The sequence below is a fragment of the Legionella sp. 27cVA30 genome, assembly GCF_024160945.1.
GTDB classification, from domain to species: Bacteria; Pseudomonadota; Gammaproteobacteria; order Legionellales; family Legionellaceae; genus Legionella_A; species Legionella_A septentrionalis.
The window spans coordinates 432,016-453,285 of record NZ_JAMYXK010000001.1 but is presented as its reverse complement, the minus strand read 5'-3'; the positions used below and the strand labels follow the sequence as shown (position 1 = coordinate 453,285).

Sequence of the window (21,270 nt, the reverse complement as noted above, 5' to 3'; positions counted from 1 at the left end):
ACGCCCAGTTGCAGCTAGCGGTGAATGGTAACGCTTACATTGGCTGCATTTTTTATCGCATGGGGTTTGCTGACGCGCACGGTTAGCTGGGAAACATAAAATTCTTGTTTGATTAATTGAGCAATTTCTTCCGCAACGGTTTCAATTAAGGAAAATGGTTTGCTTTTAAGATAATCCGTGACTTGCTGGCAAACTTGATCATAATCAATGGTATTAGCCAGTTCATTGCGGCAATTGCTGATGTCTACCGGGATGCTGATGTCTATTAACAAACGTTGCAAAATTTGCTGTTCCCAAGGATGAATACCAATTTTTGTCGCGACAGCCAAACCAGTAATATCTAATTTATCCATAAGCGTTTGTATAAATTAACCTGGGTACAGGGTACATCGAATTTAAAATAAGTAGAAGAGAAAGACGCCTGATAAGCTATGGCAACCAGCAAATACTTCTCGGCCCTTTTCGTGTTAAAATTAAATCTTATTAATAAGAAAGGTATTTATGGCTGCAGTAACAGAATCATTATTCATGAAGAGCATGATGAAAAAACCGGTGGAACGCACGCCGGTATGGATGATGCGCCAGGCTGGACGTTATCTGCCTGAATACAGACAAGTTCGCGCCGAAGCCGGTGATTTTTTGAGTTTGTGTAAAAATCCCAAACTGGCTTGCGAAGTGACATTGCAACCGCTTCGCCGTTACGCCCTGGATGCCGCTATTTTATTTTCCGATATTTTGACCATCCCGGATGCAATGGATTTAGGGCTTTATTTTGCTGAAGGTGAAGGGCCATGTTTTAAACGCCCGGTACGAGATGCAGCAGCGGTTGCTAAATTACCAGTACCAAATCCACTCGGTGATTTAGCTTATGTAATGGAAGCGGTCCAACGCATCCGCAGTGAAATGCCGCAAGGACTTCCTCTCATCGGGTTTGCAGGAAGCCCCTGGACGCTTTCTTGTTATATGGTAGAAGGGCAAAGCAGCCGCGATTTTAAAAACATATTGCAGTTACTGTATATGCAGCCAGGAGTTATGCATCAATTACTAAATAAATTAAGCGAAGCGGTACTTAGCTATTTGGCGGCTCAAGTTGATGCCGGTGTGAATGCCTTGATGCTATTTGATACGTGGGGGGGGATTTTGACTCCTGCCAATTATCAGGAATTTTCCTTAGCTTATATGGAAAAAATCGTATGCTCATTGAAAAGCCGCTACCCACACATTCCGATCATTTTATTTACCAAGGGTGGGGGATTATGGTTACGGCAAATGGCTGCAACCGGCTGTGATGCGCTGGGGATTGACTGGACTTGTGACTTAGGCGTCGCCCGCAGGCAAGTCGGTGATCGAGTCGCTTTACAAGGAAATCTTGACCCTGCCGTATTGCGGACTTCACCGGAATGCATCCGCAGGCAAGTGCAGCAGATTTTGAAGTCTTATGGCAACGGTTCAGGCCATATATTTAATTTAGGCCATGGCATTACTCCTGACATACCGCCGGAGCACGTAACGGTTATGATTCAGGCCGTCCATGAGTTTAGTCCGCAATTTCATACATTATGATCATTAAAAGCACCTTCAAGCCAGCGTGGTGGCTTGCCAACCCACATTTACAAACGATTTATCCGACGCTTTTGCGGCGTAGGCAAGTCCCAAAGTTGCGCCGGGAACAAATTGAACTACCTGATGGTGATTTTTTGGATTTAGCCTGGGCTGATGCTGAATTAACCCAGGATGCGCCTTTAGTTATTTTGCTGCACGGATTGGGTGGAGGCTTAAATTCTGCTTATGCTGGCGGCCTTCTTGCAACGTTCAATCAGTGTGGCTGGCGGGCAGTACTCATGCATTTTCGCGGTGCGGGCAGTGAGCCTAACCGCTTGCCGCGTGCCTATCATTCAGGGGATACGGAAGATGTGGCTTATTTTTTAAAGCTTCTGACCGACCGTGAGCCGCATAGCAAAAAAGCGATTGTTGGGGTTTCCCTGGGTGGAAATGTGTTATTGAAATGGCTGGGAGAATCGGGTTTTCATTCTCTCGTATGCGCGGGAGTGGCAGTGTCTGTGCCGTTTCAGCTGCGAGTGGCGGCTGATCGCATGAATCAAGGTCTTGCCCGCATTTATCAAGCCTATCTTTTGCGGCAAATGCGCCAGATATTCGCACGTAAAATGCAGGATGATGCAAGAAATTTGCCGGAGGCGTTTAACAATTTACAAGCATGCCATTGCTTTTGGACATTTGATGATCAAATCACCGCGCCCTTGCATGGATTTGCCAATGTGCATGATTATTATCGCATCGCCAGTTCGCGGCAATATTTGCATAAAATTACCACACCGACTTTAATCGTTCACGCCCTGGATGATCCATTCATGTCGCCGGAAGTATTACCTGCGTCCAGTGAGCTTTCTAAAGCCGTCACGCTGGAATTAAGTGAAAAAGGGGGCCATGTAGGCTTCATCGCCGGTGCAATGCCAGGAAATCCAGTTTATTGGTTAGAAAAGCGGATCCCTGAATTTCTGCGCCAATATATTTAATCCAGGATAGTGACTAAATCAATGCAGTTTGTAGTCTGGTTAGGTGAGCGATTGGACAGGCATCCGATGTGCTATCAGGCAAATCGGATGTGCAATGATGATGTGGTTAGCGGAATGTAGGTGACTCATCCGCTTGCGAGCTGGCACCTTCTGTTGCCAGATCCACAATGGATTTTACAGTCCGCGTAACAGGCGCCACGAGACCCAATACGGGACCACACAAAGCGAGGATAGCGCTTAATAGAGCCATACCCACCGAAAGCACGCTTGCTCGCAGCGCTTCACCTGCCGATTGCAAGTAATTTGTTGGGCCTACCTCCACGAAACCTCTCCTTTCAGTTTGGCCGCGGGCTGCAAATTCAACACTTCTAATTAAATTAGACAAACTTACTGTAAACAGAGTGATCGCTGAAGCTAGATATTGAGCAGAAGCCAGGGCATATTTAATCGGGAAAATAACCGGGCTTGCCATGTTTAAAAGAATATCTGCAGGCCCAGTTATGGGACTCCAAAAAGTCTGGCGGAATGCTGCAAGTGAAACATTATCGGGTACAATTATCATGCTGTCTCTCTAAATTTTAACCTAAAAGGTATGAAATTGTAATAAAAGTATTAATTAAAGTCAATATGGTTGAATTAAAACAGGTGACTTTGCTATCTTCAGCTTAAGCAATATTAAACTGGCGGCTTAACTGGATTGCCATTTCCAATGATTGTTCGTAATTTAATCTTGGATCCACCAGGCTGCGGTAATCTTCTTTTAAATCATCCGCTGCCAAGCCGCGTGCCCCACCGATGCATTCGGTAACATTTTCACCTGTTAATTCAAAATGTACTCCGCCCAAGTAACCGCCCATTTCTTGATGGATAGTCAATGCTTGTTGCAATTCGCTTAAAATATTATCGAAATGACGAGTTTTAATGCCATCTTCAGTCGTTTCCGTATTGCCATGCATGGGATCGCAAGACCAGGTAACCGGTATTTTGGTTGCCCGAACGGTTTCAATAAGTGGCGGAAGATATCTTGCAATGTCTTTAGCTCCCAAGCGCGTAATCAACAGCAACCGGCCTTCTTCCCGCTCCGGGTTTAAAGTTGCAAGGATTTCTTCAATCCATTCCGGAGTGGCGCTTGGGCCAATTTTAACACCGACTGGATTTTGTATGCCGCGTAAAAATTCCAAGTGCGCGCTGCCTGGTTTTGCTGTGCGCATGCCAATCCAGGGAAGGTGAGTGGACAGATTAAACCAGTCTTTATTATGCACCTTGCGGGTCAGCGCCTGTTCATAGTGTAAATTGAGCGCTTCATGCGACGTGTAGAAATCAACTTTGTTGAGGCTGCTGTTTCGTAAGCCGTCTATTGATTCCAAAAAGTCCAAAGAGTTTGCAATGGAGTGCACAATTGCATGATATTCTTCTGCCTGGGCTGAATGTTCGACGAACCCTAAATCCCAGCGTTGTGGATGATGTAGGTTTGCAAATCCGCCAGCCAATAGGGCGCGGATGAAATTTAAAGTCATGGCAGCGCAGCTGTAACCTTGCAGCATTAATTTGGGGTTGGGTGTACGCGCTTCTTTATTAAATTCAGGAGAATTTACCAAATCACCCCGATAGCTGGGGAGGGTTATCCCATTGATGGTTTCGTAATCGGATGAGCGCGGTTTTGCATATTGTCCGGCAATACGGCCTATGCGCACGATGGGTTTTCGCATGCCATAAATGAGGATTAAACTCATCTGCAGCAATATTTTCAGCTTGTTCTTAATGATTTCTGAACGGCAGTCATGAAATGACTCGGCACAATCACCACCTTGTAAAATAAACGCATCGCCACGTCCGGCGCGGGCAATAGCATTTTTTAAGTGTTTGATTTCTCCACTGCTTACCAGGGGGGGAAGTTGGCTTAATTGATCAACGATCTTCAACAGCTGGGCTTCATCCGGGTAGTGAGCTGCTTGCTCGTAAGAATAATTCAGCCAGGAGGTAGGCGACCATGCACGCATGAAAAAAACCTTGTTTCTATAAAAATCCAAAGTATGCAATGAATGAACAGACCCTGCAATAAAAATTACGTAATAAAGTTGCAGGATGGCGTGTGTAGCTTACAATTTATTTATTTTACTTGATTTTTAGGGATTAGCCCCTATTTATATCATCAATTTATTTGGGAGTAGGTTCATGAGTAAGAAAACGACGAAAGATTGGGAAAAGATTCGCGAAGATTTACGCGAAGAAAATGATTTGCTGGCAGAGGATGAAAGTGCAGAGGTAGCTTCCAAGGCGGAGGCAGGAAGTTTGGAACATCCTTCCTATCAAGAGCTTGAAGAAAAATTAACTTTGGCTGAAAAGCAAGCCCATGAAAACTGGGAAAAATCGGTACGCGCCATGGCGGAATTGGATAACATTCAACGCCGCGCTCAGCGTGACGTTGAAAATGCGCATCGCTATGGTCTTGAGAAATTTATTTCCTCACTCTTGCCTGTTCTAGACAGCCTTGGACAAGCCTTGCAACTGGCCGAGCAGGATAAAGCCATGTTGGAGGGGTTGCAATTGACCATGAAGCTGTTCTTGGATGTTTTAAAGAAACATGGCGTGGAAGAAATTAATCCGGAAGGATTGCCTTTTGACCCGCAACTGCATGAAGCCATGGCCATGCAGGAAGCTCCTGATGTTGCGGCTAATACAGTTCTTACTGTATTTCAAAAAGGATACAAGTTAAATGATCGGGTTATCCGGCCTGCACGTGTCATTGTGGCAAAAGGATAAAAAAGAGTAAATTTGGCTTGAAATTAATAATTTGCACCCCCATATAAAATCGTTAATGGCTAACAACAGATTGGAGCACGAATAAAAATGGCAAAAATTATCGGAATCGACTTGGGAACAACGAATTCTTGCGTTGCCGTGATGGAAGGCAACAAACCCCGCGTGATTGAAAACAGTGAAGGCATGCGTACCACGCCTTCCATTGTCGCTTACACCAATGATAATGAAGTGCTGGTTGGTCAGGCTGCCAAACGCCAGGCAGTTACCAATCCGGATAACACCTTATATGCAATCAAGCGTTTGATTGGTCGCCGTTTTGACGATCCTATCGTGCAAAAAGACATTAAAATGGTGCCTTACAAGATTGTTAAAGCGTCCAACGGCGATGCGTGGGTGCAAGTTAAAGGGCAAGATAAGGCGCCACCGCAAATTTCCGCTGAAGTTTTACGTAAGATGAAAAAAACTGCGGAAGATTATCTTGGTGAGGAAGTGACCGAAGCAGTCATCACCGTGCCTGCTTATTTTAATGATTCCCAACGCCAGGCAACTAAAGATGCTGGCCGTATTGCCGGACTTGAAGTCAAGCGTATCATCAACGAGCCAACTGCAGCAGCTTTAGCTTATGGTATGGATAAAAAGCGCGGCGATTCTATTATTGCCGTATACGATTTAGGCGGTGGTACGTTTGATATTTCCATCATTGAGATTGCTGAAGTCGATGGCGAGCATCAATTTGAAGTATTGGCTACAAACGGTGATACTTTCCTGGGCGGTGAAGATTTTGATCTGGCTTTGATTGAATATCTGGCGGCTGAATTCAAGAAAGATACCGGCATCGATTTGCATAATGATCCATTGGCCTTGCAACGCCTCAAAGAAGCGGCAGAGAAAGCAAAAATTGAATTATCTTCCGCGCAGCAAACCGATGTGAATTTACCTTACATTACTGCCGATGCCTCCGGACCAAAACACTTGAATATCAAGTTAACCCGCGCCAAATTGGAATCGCTGGTTGAAAAGTTGGTCGAGCGTACCATTGAGCCTTGCAAAACGGCATTAAAAGATGCGGGAATATCAGTAGGACAAGTCAGCGAAGTGATTTTAGTCGGCGGCCAGACCCGTATGCCATTGGTGCAAAAAACAGTACAAGATTTCTTCGGCAAAGAGCCACGTAAAGATGTTAACCCGGATGAAGCCGTAGCGGTAGGCGCTGCTATTCAAGCGGCAGTATTGTCTGGTGAAGTAAAAGATATTTTGTTATTGGATGTGACCCCGCTTTCCTTGGGAATTGAAACATTGGGCGGTGTAATGACCAAGCTGATTGAAAAGAATACCACCATCCCAACCAAGGCTACCCAGGTGTTTTCAACGGCAGACGACAATCAGACGGCGGTGACCGTACATGTACTGCAGGGGGAGCGTGAACAAGCTTCTGCCAACAAGTCTTTAGGCCGTTTTGACTTAAGCGACATTCCGTCTGCTCCTCGCGGTGTGCCACAAATTGAAGTAACCTTCGACATTGATGCCAATGGTATTTTAAATGTATCGGCCAAAGACAAGGCTACCGGCAAGGCGCAATCCATCGTGATTAAAGCGTCCAGTGGCTTGAGTGATGCAGAAGTTGAAGCGATGGTAAAAGATGCCCAAGCTCACGCTGAAGAAGATAAAAAATTCAAGGAATTGGTCGAACTGCGCAACCAGGCAGACGGTTTGATTCACAGCAGTGAAAAATCATTGCAGGATTTGGCCAATGAATTGTCTGATGATGAGAAGAAAAACATCGAAACCGCGATTGCCGAGCTTAAAGAAGCATTGCAGGGCAATGATAAAGCGCAAATTGAAGACAAGTTAAAAGTGCTAACCAACGAATCTTCAAAAATGGCCGAACGCGTTTATGCGAAAAAAGCTGCAGAAGGTCAAGAGCAAGCAGCGCAAGCAAAACCCGAAGAGGCGAGCAAGGACGAAAGCGTGGTTGATGCTGAGTTCGAAGAAGTAAACGACGATAAAAAATAATAAACTTTGCCTGGCTATCCACTTTGCGGATAGCCAGGTTATTACTTTGTAGCCGGTTAGTGCAGAGCCTAACTGAATTGGACATCGCTTCATGTACAAGTTTTGTTTTTTTATTGAACAAATTGTGAAACATCAAGTATAATTTACAAATATCTTTCAATTAAGCAGTGTGAGCATTTCATGCAACAGCAGGATTATTATGAACTTCTCGGCGTAAGTCGTAATGCGGATGAGGCCGAAATAAAAAAAGCTTATCGTAAATTGGCGATGAAGCATCATCCTGATCGCAACCAAAACGATAAGGCGGCTGAGGAAAAATTTAAAGAAATACAAAAAGCTTATGCTGTATTGTCCGATCCGCAAAAACGAGCGGCGTACGATCAATTTGGCCATGCCGGTGTCGACATGGGCGGACAAGGCGGTTTCGGGGGATTTGGCGGTGGTTTTGGTGATGTCTTTGAAGATATTTTCGAGAATATTTTCTCAGGCGGGCGCAGGCAGCATTCCCGCAGCCAACGCGGCGCTGATCTGCAGTTTAATATCCAATTGAGCCTGGAAGAAGCCGCAGCCGGGAAACAGGTGGAAATTACGGTACCTAGACACACCAATTGCAAAACCTGTGCCGGTTCTGGCGCGAAAAAGGGTACTACCCCAAAAACTTGTGAAACGTGTAATGGCATCGGACAAGTACGCATTCAGCAAGGATTTTTTTCAATTCAGCAAACTTGCCCAAGTTGTCATGGTGAAGGCAAAGTCATCGTTGATCCCTGCCCCGACTGCCATGGCCAGGGTCGCGTGCGCGAAAGCAAAACATTAACGGTTAAAATTCCGGCTGGCGTCGACAGCGGCGATCGCGTGCGCTTAAGCAATGAAGGTGAGGCTGGAATTCACGGCGGACCTGCGGGCGATTTATATGTACAAATTAATATAAAACCCCATGCTATTTTTGAACGCCATGACAGCGACCTGCATTGTGAAGTTCCCATAAGCTTTGTCACAGCGGCATTGGGCGGAAACATAGAAGTCCCAACCCTGGAAGGCCGTGTAACTTTAAAGATACCGGCGGAAACGCAAACCGGAAAAGCCTTTCGTTTACGTGGTAAAGGCATTAAATCCGTACGTGGTTATGCACCGGGTGATTTAATTTGCAAAGTGGTGGTAGAAACTCCCGTTAATTTATCACGGGAACAAAAAGATTTATTAACGCAACTTGAGCAATCTCTGGAAAAAGGAAAACATTCCCCGCGTTCTTCTTCCTGGTTTGACGGTGTTAAAAAATTTTTTGAAGACATGAAATTTTAAGCCTGTTTGGAAACCCTAGAGCATTCGGCAAAAAGGATTAATGTAGGGAACGTATGAGTTCTTTTTGCTGGCTTTCCTCTGCTTTGGGTTCTTCTTTTTCTTTCACCCCAGCTTCCTGTTCCGCGGGGATTGTAAAAAAAGTATCCCCTGCATTACTCCATGTTTTGTATGGATGCCTGGATTCCATTTTATGGTGGCTTGTGCGCTGTACTTGACTGGGGAAGTGTTTTTGCCCATCTTCCTGATTTAATTGCAATAATCCCTTTGTCAAAAACTGCCCCTTATGGATGAGGTGGGCAAGCAAAGTGCTTAATGCGTTTTGTAAATTATTTTCGCCATTATTATGTTTTTCATGGATTAATTGTATGATTTCTGCAGTAAATAGTTCAGGGCATATGTTTGCAAGTTTATTTAACAGGCTTGAAACATTGTTTAATAATTTCGGCTCCGCTTGCTGATCTAATATTTGCAGAAGCAATTTAATCATTGCAGGAGAAAATGCACTGGCATGTTTTTCTGTGAAAGTGAGCAATGCATGCAAGGCAAGTTCCCGCATGCTTGCATCTGCATCGTTAAGAAATTTTGCCACCAACTGGATTTGCTCTGCAGTAATGGCACCGAAATTCACTTGTAAACTGGCTATTTCCAGCAATTTTAAACCCATTTTACATACCGGTTTTTCTTTAGCCATGATATAAAACAAAGCACTCTGAATATGGTTTGGTTTAGCGAGTAAAAGCTCAGGTTTTTTGGCGACAATTAAGCTTAAAATCTTATTGACTGCAGGCATCGGGGAATGTTCAAAAAATTGTGACAATTTAATTTTTTCAAGAAAATCATCTTGAATAAAATCTGTATTTCTTTCAAGAAACAAGGGCAGAACCTCAAGCAAATGATTTTGCAGTGCTTGGTTCTGTGCATGCTGCTGCGAGGCAAGGGTTTTTATAAGAAGGTTGCAGCAAGTTAAATTAAATAAATCGGGCCGGCTAACGGATAGTTCTCTTACAATGCGCTCCGCTGCTTTCCCAACTTCGTTATTCTTGTCGGGCAGTTGCATGAGGACGAGCTTAAAAGAATCTTCTGAAAACTGCGCCGGATGATATTGGGAAATTAATAATAAGTTGTGTAATACATTCTTGCGGTCATTTGCCCGGGCGGCATGCAGATGTGGTATGAGATGGGGCAGCAAATTTAAATTATTAATTTCTCCTAGCCAACAATGGATGACTTCCTCTGCGGTTTTACGTACATACTGATTCGTGTCTACCAGTGTCTTACATACCTCGCTTAGTAAGTCTTTACTTAACAAATCCGGGCATGCAAGCGGTGCCGAACGCAAGGCATGTAATGCTGCTTTGCGTACATACCAGCGTTCATCGCACAATTTCTTTAGTGTATCTTGTACGTCGGTGTACAAAGGCAAAAACAAATCCGGTCTTTGTCTGGTCAATACATTTAAAAGTTTTTTATCTGCTTTGAGAATATGCCGTTCATCGTGTGGGCTTAACTGTTTTAATATGGTTTCCATGTGTTCGCGGGTGAACAAGGCAGGGCGTTTTTCGGCAAGGACTGCTATGGTTTGCCGGGCAACTTGCCTGCCTCCCTTCGCCGTTTTTATGGGAAATAAACTTATTTATCACTACGGGTATATGCTTTTTTTCAAAAATTTCCGCCTGATTGTATGCAAGGACATATAATTCTTTCAAACCGGCTTCGCGAGTGTACCAGGGCAGAAACATGGCTTTGATTGAATAATCAAATTTATCTTCCAAAATCTGCTGCTGCGATTTTTCTTTTAATAATTCCGGCCTTTTTTCAACCAGGATGCGGTATGCATCAAATGCAGCCAGGCGGACGACTTCGTCGCCATCGCTTAAGCAATTGGTGATCGTTTCTAAATCTTCTTCTGTGAATAAATGGGAGTTTTTTTCGGCAATTAATCCCAATGCTTTTAAGGAAGATTCCCGTGCAAACCAGGGTGTAAAAAAATTTAAAACACGGGTTTTAAGTTTATTAATTAAAAATTCCACATCCACTTGCTCGAATAAATCGGTGCGTTTATTGGCAAGAATACGTAAAATATCGAAAGCAATCGAACGTTGGGATGCATAGTCATGATGCAAATCGCGCAAGAGAAGGGTGATGTCTGTTTTATTAAAAAAAGTCGCACATTTTTCTGTGAAGACGGCTAAGGTTGTTTTGGCTGTGTTAGAAATGCCAGTATTGCGTTGTATCAATTTGGTGAGGCTTGCCAGCACTGTTTTATAGTCAAATAAATCTGGTCTTTGCACGGTAAGAATAATTAATTCTTGCAAAGCAGTTTTTTGTTGCTCTAGGTCATGGCTTTGCAATTTATTACTTACAGTAGTTAAAACCTTGGCGGCGTGATGTTTCTCAAGATAAGGAAGTAATAAATACCACATAGCTTGCTTATCATGCAGGGAAGGTTGTGGATCATGGATAAATTCTTCTAAAATTTGCGAAATTTGTTGCTTGGAAAGCAAGGGTAACAAACTTAAGATGCCCATGGCGCGATAACGGCTCAGAGTGGCTAATTGATTTAAAAAATTTATTTCTTTTGCTTCTACACGCACTCCTGTTTTTATTTTGATGCCTATTTTTAATGCATCTAGCAGCAGATAAAAATCCGTGCCGTTATGTACGTTTTTTGCTTCAACAAGGTTTTTTTCAAGATAAGCTAAAACAGTCCGATGCTCTTCTAACTCTTGGCGAGTTCTGGATGAAGAAGTTAATAAATTGAAAAAAATTTTTTGATAAGAGGCGCGCCAGTGGGTAAATTCAGGCGGGTTATTTGCCGTCATTTGGTTCAGTAAAGCATCCAGTTCGCCAAGAAATTTTTGATGGTGTGCGGGCGTTGTCATTGGTTTCAATTTTTTTTCTGCAAAGACACTGCGTGCACTTTTCCCTAAATTGTACAATGTTTTTGCATAGGTTGAGCCCATGAACAATAACCTGCGAGTAGGTATTTATATAATTTTAACATAACGTATTTAAAATTTACAGATAGTGTATATTTTTACTTAAATAAAGCTTATAGAGACGTCTTCTTTTAATCTGGTGGAAGAGTAGGCTACAATAAGGCGTTTTTTTCCTAGGTATTAATCAAACGAGCATTTGTTGATGATTCATAAACCTGCCATATTAGCTCTTGCGGATGGAACCATTTTTCAAGGAATTGCTGTCGGCGCCTACGGAGAATGTGTAGGTGAACTTGTGTTTAATACAGCCATGACGGGTTATGAGGAAATATTAACTGACCCATCCTATGCACGCCAAATTATTACATTCACGACCGCGCATGTGGGCAATACAGGGTGTAATCTTGAAGACATGGAATCGTCGCGGGTTTGGGCCAGCGGCCTTATCATGCGTAATTGTGTCATGCATGCCAGCAATTATCGGGCACAGCAATCCTTGCCTGACTGGTTGAAAAAGCATGGTATTGTCGCCATCGCCGGCGTTGATACCCGCCAACTTACCTTACATTTGCGTGAGCATGGGGCTTTGCATGGATGCATCAGTACGGATGCGTCCAATGTAGAAAAAGCTTTGCAAACGGCGCGTTCCTTTAAGGGCTTACAAGGTTTAGATCTTGCCAAAGTCGTATCAAGGCAAACCGTAGAACGGTGGCATGAAGGGCGTGGGGAATGGGCAAAAACTTCCCGGCCTTTGCATTTTCATGTCGTTGCTTATGACTTCGGTGTCAAACATGCAATTCTTAGGATCCTTCATGACCTTGGGTGCCATATTACCTTGGTACCAGCCCAAACATCGGCGGCAGAGGTTTTTGCCATGAACCCGGATGGTATATTTTTATCAAATGGTCCGGGCGATCCGAAAGCTTGCGATTATGCCATAAAAGCCACAAAAGAATTTTTAGACGCCAATGTTCCGATTTTTGGAATTTGTTTAGGGTTCCAAATCCTGGCGCTGGCTTGTGGCGCAAAGTCTGCAAAAATGAAATTTGGGCATCATGGTGCGAATCACCCCGTCATTGACGTGGAAAAACAACGTGTGTTTATCACCAGTCAAAATCATGGGTTTAGCATCGATGAAACTTCTTTGCCCGCTTGTCTTGCAGTGACGCATCGCTCGTTATTTGACCAAAGCTTGCAGGGAATCCATCACCGTGAAAAGCCTGCTTTTGGTTTTCAGGGGCACCCTGAAGCCAGTCCGGGACCCCATGACATTGAAGTAATTTTTGACCATTTTATCAAGCTTATGACAAGGAATTAATTTTTAGGAGTGTGTACAGTGAAATCTTCTTATGTTTTTACCTCTGAATCCGTATCGGAAGGACATCCGGATAAAATTGCAGACCAAATTTCAGATGCCATTCTGGATGCCATTCTGGCACAAGATCCCAGGGCGCGTGTTGCCTGCGAGACATTTGTAAAAACAGGCATGGTGCTGGTGGGAGGGGAAATCACCACCAGTGCCTGGGTCGACGTGGAAGATATCACGCGCAAAGTCATACGCGATATAGGCTATAACAGTTCGGCGATGGGGTTTGATTGGGAATCGTGTGCCGTGTTATCAGCAATTGGCAAGCAATCTCCTGACATTGCCCAGGGTGTCGATAACCAGCAAACCCGGCAACTTGGGGCAGGGGATCAGGGAATGATGTTTGGCTATGCCAGCAAAGAAACGGATGTGTTCATGCCGGCTCCTATCGCTTATGCGCATCGTTTGATGAAGCGCCAGGCTGATTTACGCAAGCGGGAAATTTTACCTTGGCTAAGACCGGACGCCAAATGCCAGCTCACATTGAATTATGAACACGGCAAGCCTGTTTCGGTAAACACCATTGTTTTCTCCACCCAACATTCACCGGACGTCGCTTATCATGATTTGGTTGAAGCAGTTCGGGAAGAAATCATCAAACCGGTCATCCCTGCAGCCTGGTTATCGTCGCAAACACGTTATTTTATCAACCCTACCGGCCGGTTTGTGATTGGCGGTCCATTAGGCGACTGCGGTTTGACCGGACGAAAAATTATTGTAGATACTTATGGCGGTATGGCTCGCCATGGCGGCGGTTGTTTTTCCGGTAAAGACCCATCGAAGGTTGATCGCTCTGCTGCCTATGCTGCAAGACACGTGGCTAAAAATTTGGTTGCGGCAGGAATTGCCGAAAAATGTGAAATTCAGGTGTCTTACGCGATTGGCGTTGCCGAACCTACTTCCATCCATGTGGAAACATTCGGTACCGGGCAATTGGATGAAGCAACCATCATTGATTTGATCAACACCCACTTTGATCTGACTCCGCAAGGAATTATCGATCACCATCAATTATTACGGCCTATTTATCAGCAAACGGCTACTTACGGGCACTATGGTCGTGATGATCTGCCATGGGAGCGTTTGGATAAGGTTGCAGAATTGCAAAAGGCTTTATAAGTCTTTCCCCTTTAAGAACTGCTTGCTGTTGCAAGCAGTTCTTTCTTGGCTTTAAGCCACCAGCCTATTTTAGAGGACAATGTTATGTTAATGAATGAAGCAATACGAAATAATGATTATAAAGTTGCCGATTTATCCCTGGCTGCCTGGGGCCGAAAAGAAATTGCCATTGCTGAAACCGAGATGCCGGGTTTAATGGCTTTACGCGAGGAATTTGGTAAAAGCCAGCCATTGCGAGGAGCACGGATAGCCGGCTGTTTACACATGACTATCCAAACAGCTGTGCTCATTGAAACCCTGATTGCTCTTGGTGCAGAGGTACGTTGGTCTTCTTGTAATATTTTCTCAACCCAGAATCACGCCGCCGCAGCTGTTGCCGCCGCCGGGGTGCCTGTTTTTGCCTGGAAAGGTGAAACAGAGGAAGAATATTGGTGGTGTGTGGAACAAACCATACGCGGCCCTGATGGCTGGACTCCCAATTTGTTGCTGGATGATGGTGGTGATTTGACGCAAGTCATACATCAAAAATATCCTGAATTACTGGAAGCGATTAAAGGCATTTCAGAAGAAACGACGACAGGGGTGGCTCGCCTGTATGAAATGGCGAAAAAAGGGCAATTAAAAGTCCCTGCCATCAATGTCAATGATTCGGTGACTAAATCCAAGTTCGATAATTTATATGGTTGTCGTGAATCCCTGCTCGACGGCATCAAACGTGCTACTGATGTAATGATTGCCGGCAAGGTTGCTTTGATTTTAGGTTATGGAGATGTGGGCAAAGGTTGTGCCCAAGCTTTGCGTGGACAAGGCGCTACCGTTTGGATTGCTGAAATTGATCCTATTTGCGCCCTGCAAGCCTCTATGGAGGGTTACCGGGTCGTTACTTTGGATGATGTTGCGGAACAAATCGACATTGTGGTCACTGCAACAGGTAATTACCATGTAGTCGCTCATGACCACATGGTGCGGATGAAAAACCAGGCTATTTTATGCAATATTGGCCATTTCGATTCGGAAATCGATGTGCAAAGCTTGCGGAAATACACTTGGGAAAACATCAAACCGCAAGTTGATCACGTCATCTTCCCCAATGGCAAACGCTTGATCATTCTTGCCGAAGGCCGTTTGGTCAATTTAGGATGCGCCATGGGTCACCCAAGCTTTGTGATGTCTACCTCATTTAGCAATCAGGTATTAGCGCAAATTGAATTATTCCTACACAGTGAGCGCTATCAAAATCAAGTGTATGTTTTACCCAAGCAACTGGATGAAAAAGTGGCCCGCTTGCATTTGCAGCGGATAGGCGCCAAACTTACGCGTTTAAGTGAAGAGCAGGCAAACTACATAGGCGTTCAGGTAGACGGTCCTTATAAGCCGGAGCATTACCGGTATTAACCACCGCCAGTTCCACTTTGCCCGGATTAGCCAAGCTTATCCGGGCGCTTCCTAAAATATCTCTGGTAAGTGACGCACCTATAGTCGTTAACAAACAAAATCATTTGGAAATACCACAGAGACGCTGCTGTTGAGATGGCTTAGCACGATGGCTCCTGCTTTAAGTTGGCACTGTCCAACCGCATTTTTCGCCTGTTTATCCAAAAATCCATAATGGGTAGCTGAAATAATGTATGGACTGTTTGAACAGGGCAATTTTTCCATCGTTTTAGGAGCACTGCCGCCGCTTAAAGTGAGGGCACGATTGACCCCGATCTCATTGCTTGCGTTAAACGCAACGTGTTCGTACTCTTGCACGGGTGGAGTTGCCACCGCCACTTCGATCGAACAAGAATCTGGATTAGCGGCATGCACAGACAGCATGCCGGCGGTCCAGGTGATGGCAGTTATTTTTATAATTTTTTTAATCATGGCATCCCTTTCTCTAATTTAAACTCATCTACTCTATGCAAGAAACAATATATTTTCAATCCATAAAAAAAGGCGACCTAATGTCGCCTTTGCGAAGGGGGTATTAAAAATTAAAAACCAGCGGGCAAGTTAATGCTGCCAGCCTTGTCTGAGGTTGCAGGTTGCGAATTGATGTAGCATCCTTTCGATTTATCGGCAACCGTGTTTACTGCACCATCTTTGCTGATGGACAAGGTACATAAATTACTATTGCTACCCGCGATGGTCATGGTGGAGGGGCCTGGAATATTTTTTACAAGGCAAGCAGGATTTTTAGTGACCGGATCCGGGCAAGTGATGCTGTTATTGATTAACACCGCTTTAAAAGGATATCCGAGATAAACCATGTAGGAATATTGGGTGGATGGTGGTGGCGGCGGTGGGGGTGGCTCGCTGCCGCAAAAACTGCCCTTCAGTTCGCCGGGATTTATATTTTCCAAAGAGCAAGCCAATACTCCTTGCCTGTAAAAATTCACCGTTTTAGCGCGGGGCTCATGGTTATAAGCGGTGACAAATGTTTTGTCTCCGCTTATGAAAGAAGCATAAGCCACGGTATCAGCCGTTAGGTTTTTATTTAAATTGCCCAGATTTTTCAAGTTTTGAATCCAGTAATAAATGCTGGGTTTGGATTCGCCCGGATCTGGGGTATTAGCTTGTTCATCAAAATAACGGGTATAATATTGCAATGCCTTGGTAGGATCGCCCAGTGCCAAATATTTCAATAGCGTACCACAGTAGGCTGAATTTGCCGGATCGCCCGAACAAGGATTTTTCGCATCTTCATTATAAATGCGGTTTACCAGGCTTGCGCTGTAGCCAAGATACAGGGAGCCGGCGCTGACGGGCAGGGTATTGGAGGCAAGATTTTGATAATAACAAGGTTGTCCCGCGCAGAAATAGGTCGAGCGGTCCAGTTTACCATTCCATACATTCCCAACCATTAAATAATTCTGGCCGGTACTGCTATTTGACCATCCTTTCGGGAACACGCCGGACTCGGGATTTAAATTAAAATGATAATGATGCAAGCCTTGTTCTTCAGTAGTGTAGAGATACAATCCGGTTTCCACCAAGGTTTGCGAAGAGGTATCATCGCCTGCAAAACTCACTCCTTCGGTGTTAAGCCCCCATAAAATGATGGCTTGGGCCAAATTCATGAATTCAGCGCTGTCTTCCTCATTGACGTTATCAAAGCTGTAAGGCATTCCCAGAGCCGAAGATAAGCCGGCATAAGGGTCAAAACCGCGGAAATGTGGAAATTTTGTAGATTCGCCGCTGTCCCGGCCAAATTTGTAGTTAAACACATCCCGGATGATTAAATTCACCAATCCACCATATTGTTGCGCCCAATTTTTATCGAATTGCGCGATAGTCGCAGCGGCATCAATGAGATAACCCCAATGGAAAGCATGATCAGTAAGCGTGGTGGCCGTGAAGAAACCGCTTGGGAATCCCATCATGGTATGCCATTTACTGTTATAAGCATAAAACCAGCTTCCCTCAGGCCGCTGACAATCCGGTGTGCCTTGCGGGCACGGATCGGTGTAATTTAAACCCGTAAGAAAACTGGTGACTTGTGTTTTTAAAGCAGCCAACATGTCATCGCGGATTTTTTGATATTTAGCATTGGGATTAGCTGAAGAACCCGTTAAAACGTGGGCAATTTTGATCAATTGCGCTTGCCTGCTTAGTAATTTTCCGGTCGCATAGGTATCCGTCCATGGATTTTTCGCATCCAGATGCGGATTAGCTGGCAAGGTAAACGTATAATTGCCGAGTTTATCCAATTCTTCCTGCGTCAGACGGTTAGGAAGGGCCGGCAATATGCCGTGGAAAGGGACTTCGGTTTTAAAAGAAGAAGAATCAGTCGCAGCCGCAGGAACCGCATATAAATGCATGGTGCCTTTGAGCGTTTGTACGATGCCTTGGTTACCGGTGCATTCCTGGAATAAACACGAGGCTTTTTCAGAACTGCTCATGTTTTTTATTTGCCATGGATAAAGCATAACCACAGGTTGTTTTTTCAAGGAAGCATTTGGGTATACGGTTTGCGTTGCAAAATTGAAATGGGTGATGACTTTATTGCTTGCCTGGTCATACTCATAGTCAATGGCGGTATTGCTGATGAAAGTATAAGCATGCGGCTTCATTTGTTCAGCCAGTGTTTGCGCCGCCGCATCGCTTGTTGCCGGAATAATTGCTACGGAAAAATAGCGGTTGGCATCATTCATATTGATTTGTGTACCTGGCACGATGTTGCCGCTGCCCCCTTGACTGGTAGGAACAATGACAGCTCCAGAGCTTGTCTTCCAGGGACTGGTGGCGCCATCGGGATTGGTAAAATAAGCATAGTAGCGGTAGTTTTGATCAGATGCATTCCGGGTTTTAAACAAACTCAAGCCTGCTTTCTGACTGATTAATTTAGCATCTTGTGAATTATTAAATTGCAGGTAGGAATTGGCTTGATTGTTTTTTTTCTCTACGAATACAAATGGCGAACCTTCAGCCAAGGTGGCAGCAAGGAGCGGAGCATTATTGCGCGCCCACTCGACTTGTACCACCCAATCCGAATAATTGGCGACCAAAGGTGCAGTGCCTGCTAGGTCACCAGAGGTGACCACCACATCGAGTGTATTATCATAGCCGCGGTCTACATGGGCATTATCGACTTTAGGGTTTTGCAATGGAATACCCATGGCAATACCTGCTTCTGTGACGCGTAAGGTCAATGGGTTCGGCAGGAGCAATAAAGGGGACAGATAGTCACTGTCTTTGACGTCTCGAGCCGGTTTATCAATGGCCAAAAGCGGTGTCCACCACATGCCGCTGGTTAAAGCTTTATTGCCAAGCTTGAATTGACTGCCGCGGAAAGCTGATTTTAGGGTTGAGTAGTTCTCTATCAATGGATAGCCTGCATCTTTTGAAACACGGCTGGGATATTTTTGTGCAAGTTTAACTATTTGTTGTTCATCATAATAAATTCCCTGGCCGATTTGCGTGGCGGCAGGGGCTGCACCCGTTATTATCATCAGTGCTATAGGGGTTAATGACAACAGTGCTTTATTTTTCGTCTGATAATTTTTGGTCTTTAACATCGATCCTGTTCTCCTTGTTAAAAAAATTAATCCAAAAGGGTCGATTTTTTTCTAAATGGCCTCCTCACTTTAAATAAAAAAACAATTTATACCCTTTTTTAAAAAAAGATAAAGTTTAGGTGCCTAAGAAATTGTTTAAAAAGAAAACTAGATTGGAGTTTTGAGTTAGAGAATAAGAGTTAATTTTTTTATAAAAAATTTTTTACAGATTTTTAATTTATTAAAAAAATTAAACGATAAGTGGAAAATAAATGCATGCATTTGCAATGTGTAAGAAGAGCCGCAGACTGAACATCCAGTCTGCGGTTTTATCACAGGTTAAAAATTTATGATTCACATCTTTTGACGCGCTCAGAGTAAAGAATTTTGTGAAGCAATCGTTAAATCGCTTGCGTTAGTTTTCCCAATTTATCCGTTAATTTGGTGTTTTCAGAATAATCTACCGGACAATCGATGAGCACAATTTCATTGCTTGCAAGTGCTGATTGCAAAACGGGCAACAATTCTTGTGCGCTTTGGATGGAATGGGCGCGGATACCGAAACTTTCAGCGTATTTCACAAAATCAGGATTGCTAAATTTAACATGATGAGAATCACCGTATTCAAGCTCTTGTTTCCATTGGATTAAACCGTAGGCATTGTCACGCCAAATAAAAATAATAAATGGAATTTTTTCACGTTTCGCAGTTTCGATTTCCTGCGAGTTCATTAAAAAAGAGCCATCACCCATGACTGCCATGACATGCCGGTCTGGATACACCAGTTTTGCTGCCAGCGCACCCGGTAAAGAAAAACCCATGGTGGCCAAACTGTTTGAAATAATACACGTGTTGGATTGGTAGCAAGGATACAATCTTGCCATCCACATTTTAAGCGCTCCCGTATCGCAGAGGATAATATCGGATTTGCGCATGGCTTTGCGTAAATCTGCTATGATTCTTTGCGGTTTTAAAGGGAAGCTATCGTCATTCTCATGGTCATTAACTTCATCCAAAAGCATCGTTCTTAATTTGGCTAATTCCGGGGAAAGCGTATCACGAGGTTTGATTTCATTGGCCAGTGCATCGAGACAGGCACCAAGGCCGCCCTCTATCCCCACCGTCAAAACATAATTGGCATCCACTTCTGCCGGTGTTCCATGGATATGGATTATCTTTTTATCGCGGTGTGGATTCCAGGCACTTGGCGCATATTCCACTAAATCATAACCCACGGTAATGATGAGATCAGCGCGCGCGAAGCCAAAATTAGTGTAATCCTGGCGCATAAACCCAATGGCTCCGATGACTAAAGGGTTATCGGCAGGGACGACCCCTTTTGCCATAAACGTGGTAGCGATCGGAATTTTTGTTACATTAATGAAACGGGCTAGCGCTTCTTCAGCATGATGCCGGTAAACGCCTGCTCCAGCTAAAATCATCACTTGTTTGGCTGCATTAATGCATTCAGCCGCTTTTTTAATTTGTTCATGATTGGGCATAGTCATTTTAGGCGATTGTGGCCGCAGGGGGATTTCGGCAGCCGGCAATTGAGCGACATCTTCCGGTAAAACCAATGCCACGGCACCACAACGCTCGGATTGAGCTTGTTTAAATCCTTTACGCACCAATTCCGGTACGGAAGAGGGCAGGGATAACATGGCATCCCATTTGGTTACGGCTGAAAACAAACGCGTGAGATCAATAATTTGATGGGATTCTTTATGCAGGCGATTTATGGCGGCTTGCGCCACCAAGGCCACTAAGGGTGAGCTATCCAGATTGGCATCTGCCGTACCTAACAATAAATTAATGGCACCAGGGCCTAAAGTTGCCAGACAAACGCCGGCTTTGCCAGTCAGGCGTCCATAAATATCCGCAATGAATGAAGCCCCTTGCTCATGACGGGTTAAGATAAAGCGAATTTTTTGAGATTTAGACAAAGCTTCGATGAAATCGGTATTTTCTTCGCCTGGTAAGCCAAAAATGTATTCTACACCTTCTTCTTCCAGGCATTTTACCAACAATTCAGCTACATTTTGTTGCGATCCTTTCATTTTTTATAATCCTTTATTATGCGACTAATACTAGTTTAGATGGTTTGAAATCGTTTCGTTAATGCAGCGACAAGGATTTGTGCAAACATAAAGAATGAAAGCCATGCGAATGCTTAAAGCAGCGCTTTCTTTATGATGTGTAAAAGAAAGTTGCTTAAATTTAAAAAAGAATGCTCTTGTCTACAGGTATAATCTTTC

The 21,270-nt window shown here is 44.2% G+C and carries 16 protein-coding genes; 8 read left to right on the top strand and 8 right to left on the bottom strand.

Annotated elements, in window-relative coordinates:
* Window positions 1-14: 14 nt before the first annotated feature.
* On the bottom strand, window positions 15-353 hold the full coding sequence (gene folB / locus NKV53_RS02010; protein ID WP_126953856.1) for a dihydroneopterin aldolase: 339 nt from the start codon (window positions 351-353) through the stop codon (window positions 15-17).
* A 148-nt stretch (window positions 354-501) separates the two neighbouring features.
* Between folB and hemE the strand changes: the two genes are divergently transcribed.
* On the top strand, window positions 502-1,563 hold the full coding sequence (gene hemE / locus NKV53_RS02005) for a uroporphyrinogen decarboxylase (protein WP_127032395.1): 1,062 nt from the start codon (window positions 502-504) through the stop codon (window positions 1,561-1,563).
* Window positions 1,560-2,534: a hydrolase gene (locus tag NKV53_RS02000; protein WP_127032396.1), complete on the top strand. Its 975-nt coding sequence runs from the start codon at window positions 1,560-1,562 to the stop codon at window positions 2,532-2,534. The genes hemE and NKV53_RS02000 overlap by 4 nt, the downstream gene beginning before the upstream one ends.
* A 106-nt stretch (window positions 2,535-2,640) precedes the next feature.
* On the opposite strand, the gene NKV53_RS01995 is transcribed toward NKV53_RS02000, so the two are convergent.
* Window positions 2,641-3,096 (bottom strand): hypothetical protein, encoded by a 456-nt coding sequence (locus tag NKV53_RS01995; protein WP_126953853.1) that lies wholly within the window; start codon window positions 3,094-3,096, stop codon window positions 2,641-2,643.
* A gap of 103 nt (window positions 3,097-3,199) precedes the next feature.
* Window positions 3,200-4,534 (bottom strand): 3-deoxy-7-phosphoheptulonate synthase class II, encoded by a 1,335-nt coding sequence (locus NKV53_RS01990; RefSeq protein ID WP_126953852.1) that lies wholly within the window; start codon window positions 4,532-4,534, stop codon window positions 3,200-3,202.
* Window positions 4,535-4,709: 175 nt separating this feature from the next.
* Between NKV53_RS01990 and grpE the strand changes: the two genes are divergently transcribed.
* The 3 genes from grpE to dnaJ all read left to right on the top strand — a co-directional run bounded on the left by grpE (window position 4,710) and on the right by dnaJ (window position 8,612).
* The gene (gene grpE, locus NKV53_RS01985) at window positions 4,710-5,297 is read left to right on the top strand and encodes a nucleotide exchange factor GrpE (RefSeq protein ID WP_126953851.1); all 588 of its coding nucleotides are present in this window, start codon (window positions 4,710-4,712) and stop codon (window positions 5,295-5,297) included.
* A gap of 87 nt (window positions 5,298-5,384) precedes the next feature.
* A complete protein-coding gene (gene dnaK, locus NKV53_RS01980) occupies window positions 5,385-7,310 on the top strand; it encodes a molecular chaperone DnaK (protein ID WP_126953850.1) in 1,926 nt (641 codons plus the stop codon).
* Between the two features lie 180 nt (window positions 7,311-7,490).
* A complete protein-coding gene (dnaJ, locus tag NKV53_RS01975) occupies window positions 7,491-8,612 on the top strand; it encodes a molecular chaperone DnaJ (protein WP_126953849.1) in 1,122 nt (373 codons plus the stop codon).
* Window positions 8,613-8,649: 37 nt separating this feature from the next.
* Here dnaJ and NKV53_RS01970 read toward each other — a convergent pair whose 3' ends face one another.
* Together NKV53_RS01970 and NKV53_RS01965 are read right to left on the bottom strand one after the other, a co-directional pair.
* Window positions 8,650-10,140, bottom strand: coding sequence for a HEAT repeat domain-containing protein (locus NKV53_RS01970; RefSeq protein WP_253350600.1), 1,491 nt, complete (start codon window positions 10,138-10,140; stop codon window positions 8,650-8,652).
* Window positions 10,103-11,575 (bottom strand): hypothetical protein, encoded by a 1,473-nt coding sequence (locus NKV53_RS01965; protein ID WP_253350598.1) that lies wholly within the window; start codon window positions 11,573-11,575, stop codon window positions 10,103-10,105. The genes NKV53_RS01970 and NKV53_RS01965 overlap by 38 nt, the downstream gene beginning before the upstream one ends.
* 178 nt (window positions 11,576-11,753) lie before the next feature.
* Here NKV53_RS01965 and carA point away from each other — a divergent pair, with 178 nt between their 5' ends.
* From carA to ahcY, 3 genes are all read left to right on the top strand, one after another.
* On the top strand, window positions 11,754-12,869 hold the full coding sequence (carA, locus tag NKV53_RS01960) for a glutamine-hydrolyzing carbamoyl-phosphate synthase small subunit (RefSeq protein ID WP_253350596.1): 1,116 nt from the start codon (window positions 11,754-11,756) through the stop codon (window positions 12,867-12,869).
* An 18-nt stretch (window positions 12,870-12,887) separates the two neighbouring features.
* Window positions 12,888-14,036 (top strand): methionine adenosyltransferase, encoded by a 1,149-nt coding sequence (gene metK, locus NKV53_RS01955; RefSeq protein ID WP_126953846.1) that lies wholly within the window; start codon window positions 12,888-12,890, stop codon window positions 14,034-14,036.
* 84 nt (window positions 14,037-14,120) lie between these two features.
* A complete protein-coding gene (ahcY, locus tag NKV53_RS01950) occupies window positions 14,121-15,431 on the top strand; it encodes an adenosylhomocysteinase (protein WP_127032400.1) in 1,311 nt (436 codons plus the stop codon).
* A gap of 87 nt (window positions 15,432-15,518) precedes the next feature.
* On the opposite strand, the gene NKV53_RS01945 is transcribed toward ahcY, so the two are convergent.
* The 3 genes from NKV53_RS01945 to NKV53_RS01935 form a co-directional block, all read right to left on the bottom strand.
* A complete protein-coding gene (locus tag NKV53_RS01945; RefSeq protein WP_126953844.1) occupies window positions 15,519-15,902 on the bottom strand; it encodes a hypothetical protein in 384 nt (127 codons plus the stop codon).
* 110 nt (window positions 15,903-16,012) lie between these two features.
* Window positions 16,013-19,036: a glycosyl hydrolase gene (locus tag NKV53_RS01940; RefSeq protein WP_253350595.1), complete on the bottom strand. Its 3,024-nt coding sequence runs from the start codon at window positions 19,034-19,036 to the stop codon at window positions 16,013-16,015.
* 380 nt (window positions 19,037-19,416) lie between these two features.
* Complete coding sequence (locus tag NKV53_RS01935) at window positions 19,417-21,072, bottom strand: acetolactate synthase large subunit (RefSeq protein ID WP_126953842.1); 1,656 nt, start codon at window positions 21,070-21,072, stop codon at window positions 19,417-19,419.
* Window positions 21,073-21,270: the final 198 nt, after the last annotated feature.

Coding starts and splice junctions, on each gene's coding strand:
- folB (WP_126953856.1), bottom strand. CDS start 353: ATGGATAAATTAGATATTACTGGTTTGGCTGTCGCGACAAAAATTGGT.
- hemE (WP_127032395.1), top strand. CDS start 502: ATGGCTGCAGTAACAGAATCATTATTCATGAAGAGCATGATGAAAAAA.
- NKV53_RS02000 (WP_127032396.1), top strand. CDS start 1,560: ATGATCATTAAAAGCACCTTCAAGCCAGCGTGGTGGCTTGCCAACCCA.
- NKV53_RS01995 (WP_126953853.1), bottom strand. CDS start 3,096: ATGATAATTGTACCCGATAATGTTTCACTTGCAGCATTCCGCCAGACT.
- NKV53_RS01990 (WP_126953852.1), bottom strand. CDS start 4,534: ATGCGTGCATGGTCGCCTACCTCCTGGCTGAATTATTCTTACGAGCAA.
- grpE (WP_126953851.1), top strand. CDS start 4,710: ATGAGTAAGAAAACGACGAAAGATTGGGAAAAGATTCGCGAAGATTTA.
- dnaK (WP_126953850.1), top strand. CDS start 5,385: ATGGCAAAAATTATCGGAATCGACTTGGGAACAACGAATTCTTGCGTT.
- dnaJ (WP_126953849.1), top strand. CDS start 7,491: ATGCAACAGCAGGATTATTATGAACTTCTCGGCGTAAGTCGTAATGCG.
- NKV53_RS01970 (WP_253350600.1), bottom strand. CDS start 10,140: ATGGAAACCATATTAAAACAGTTAAGCCCACACGATGAACGGCATATT.
- NKV53_RS01965 (WP_253350598.1), bottom strand. CDS start 11,575: ATGGGCTCAACCTATGCAAAAACATTGTACAATTTAGGGAAAAGTGCA.
- carA (WP_253350596.1), top strand. CDS start 11,754: ATGATTCATAAACCTGCCATATTAGCTCTTGCGGATGGAACCATTTTT.
- ahcY (WP_127032400.1), top strand. CDS start 14,121: ATGTTAATGAATGAAGCAATACGAAATAATGATTATAAAGTTGCCGAT.
- NKV53_RS01945 (WP_126953844.1), bottom strand. CDS start 15,902: ATGATTAAAAAAATTATAAAAATAACTGCCATCACCTGGACCGCCGGC.
- NKV53_RS01940 (WP_253350595.1), bottom strand. CDS start 19,036: ATGTTAAAGACCAAAAATTATCAGACGAAAAATAAAGCACTGTTGTCA.
- NKV53_RS01935 (WP_126953842.1), bottom strand. CDS start 21,072: ATGAAAGGATCGCAACAAAATGTAGCTGAATTGTTGGTAAAATGCCTG.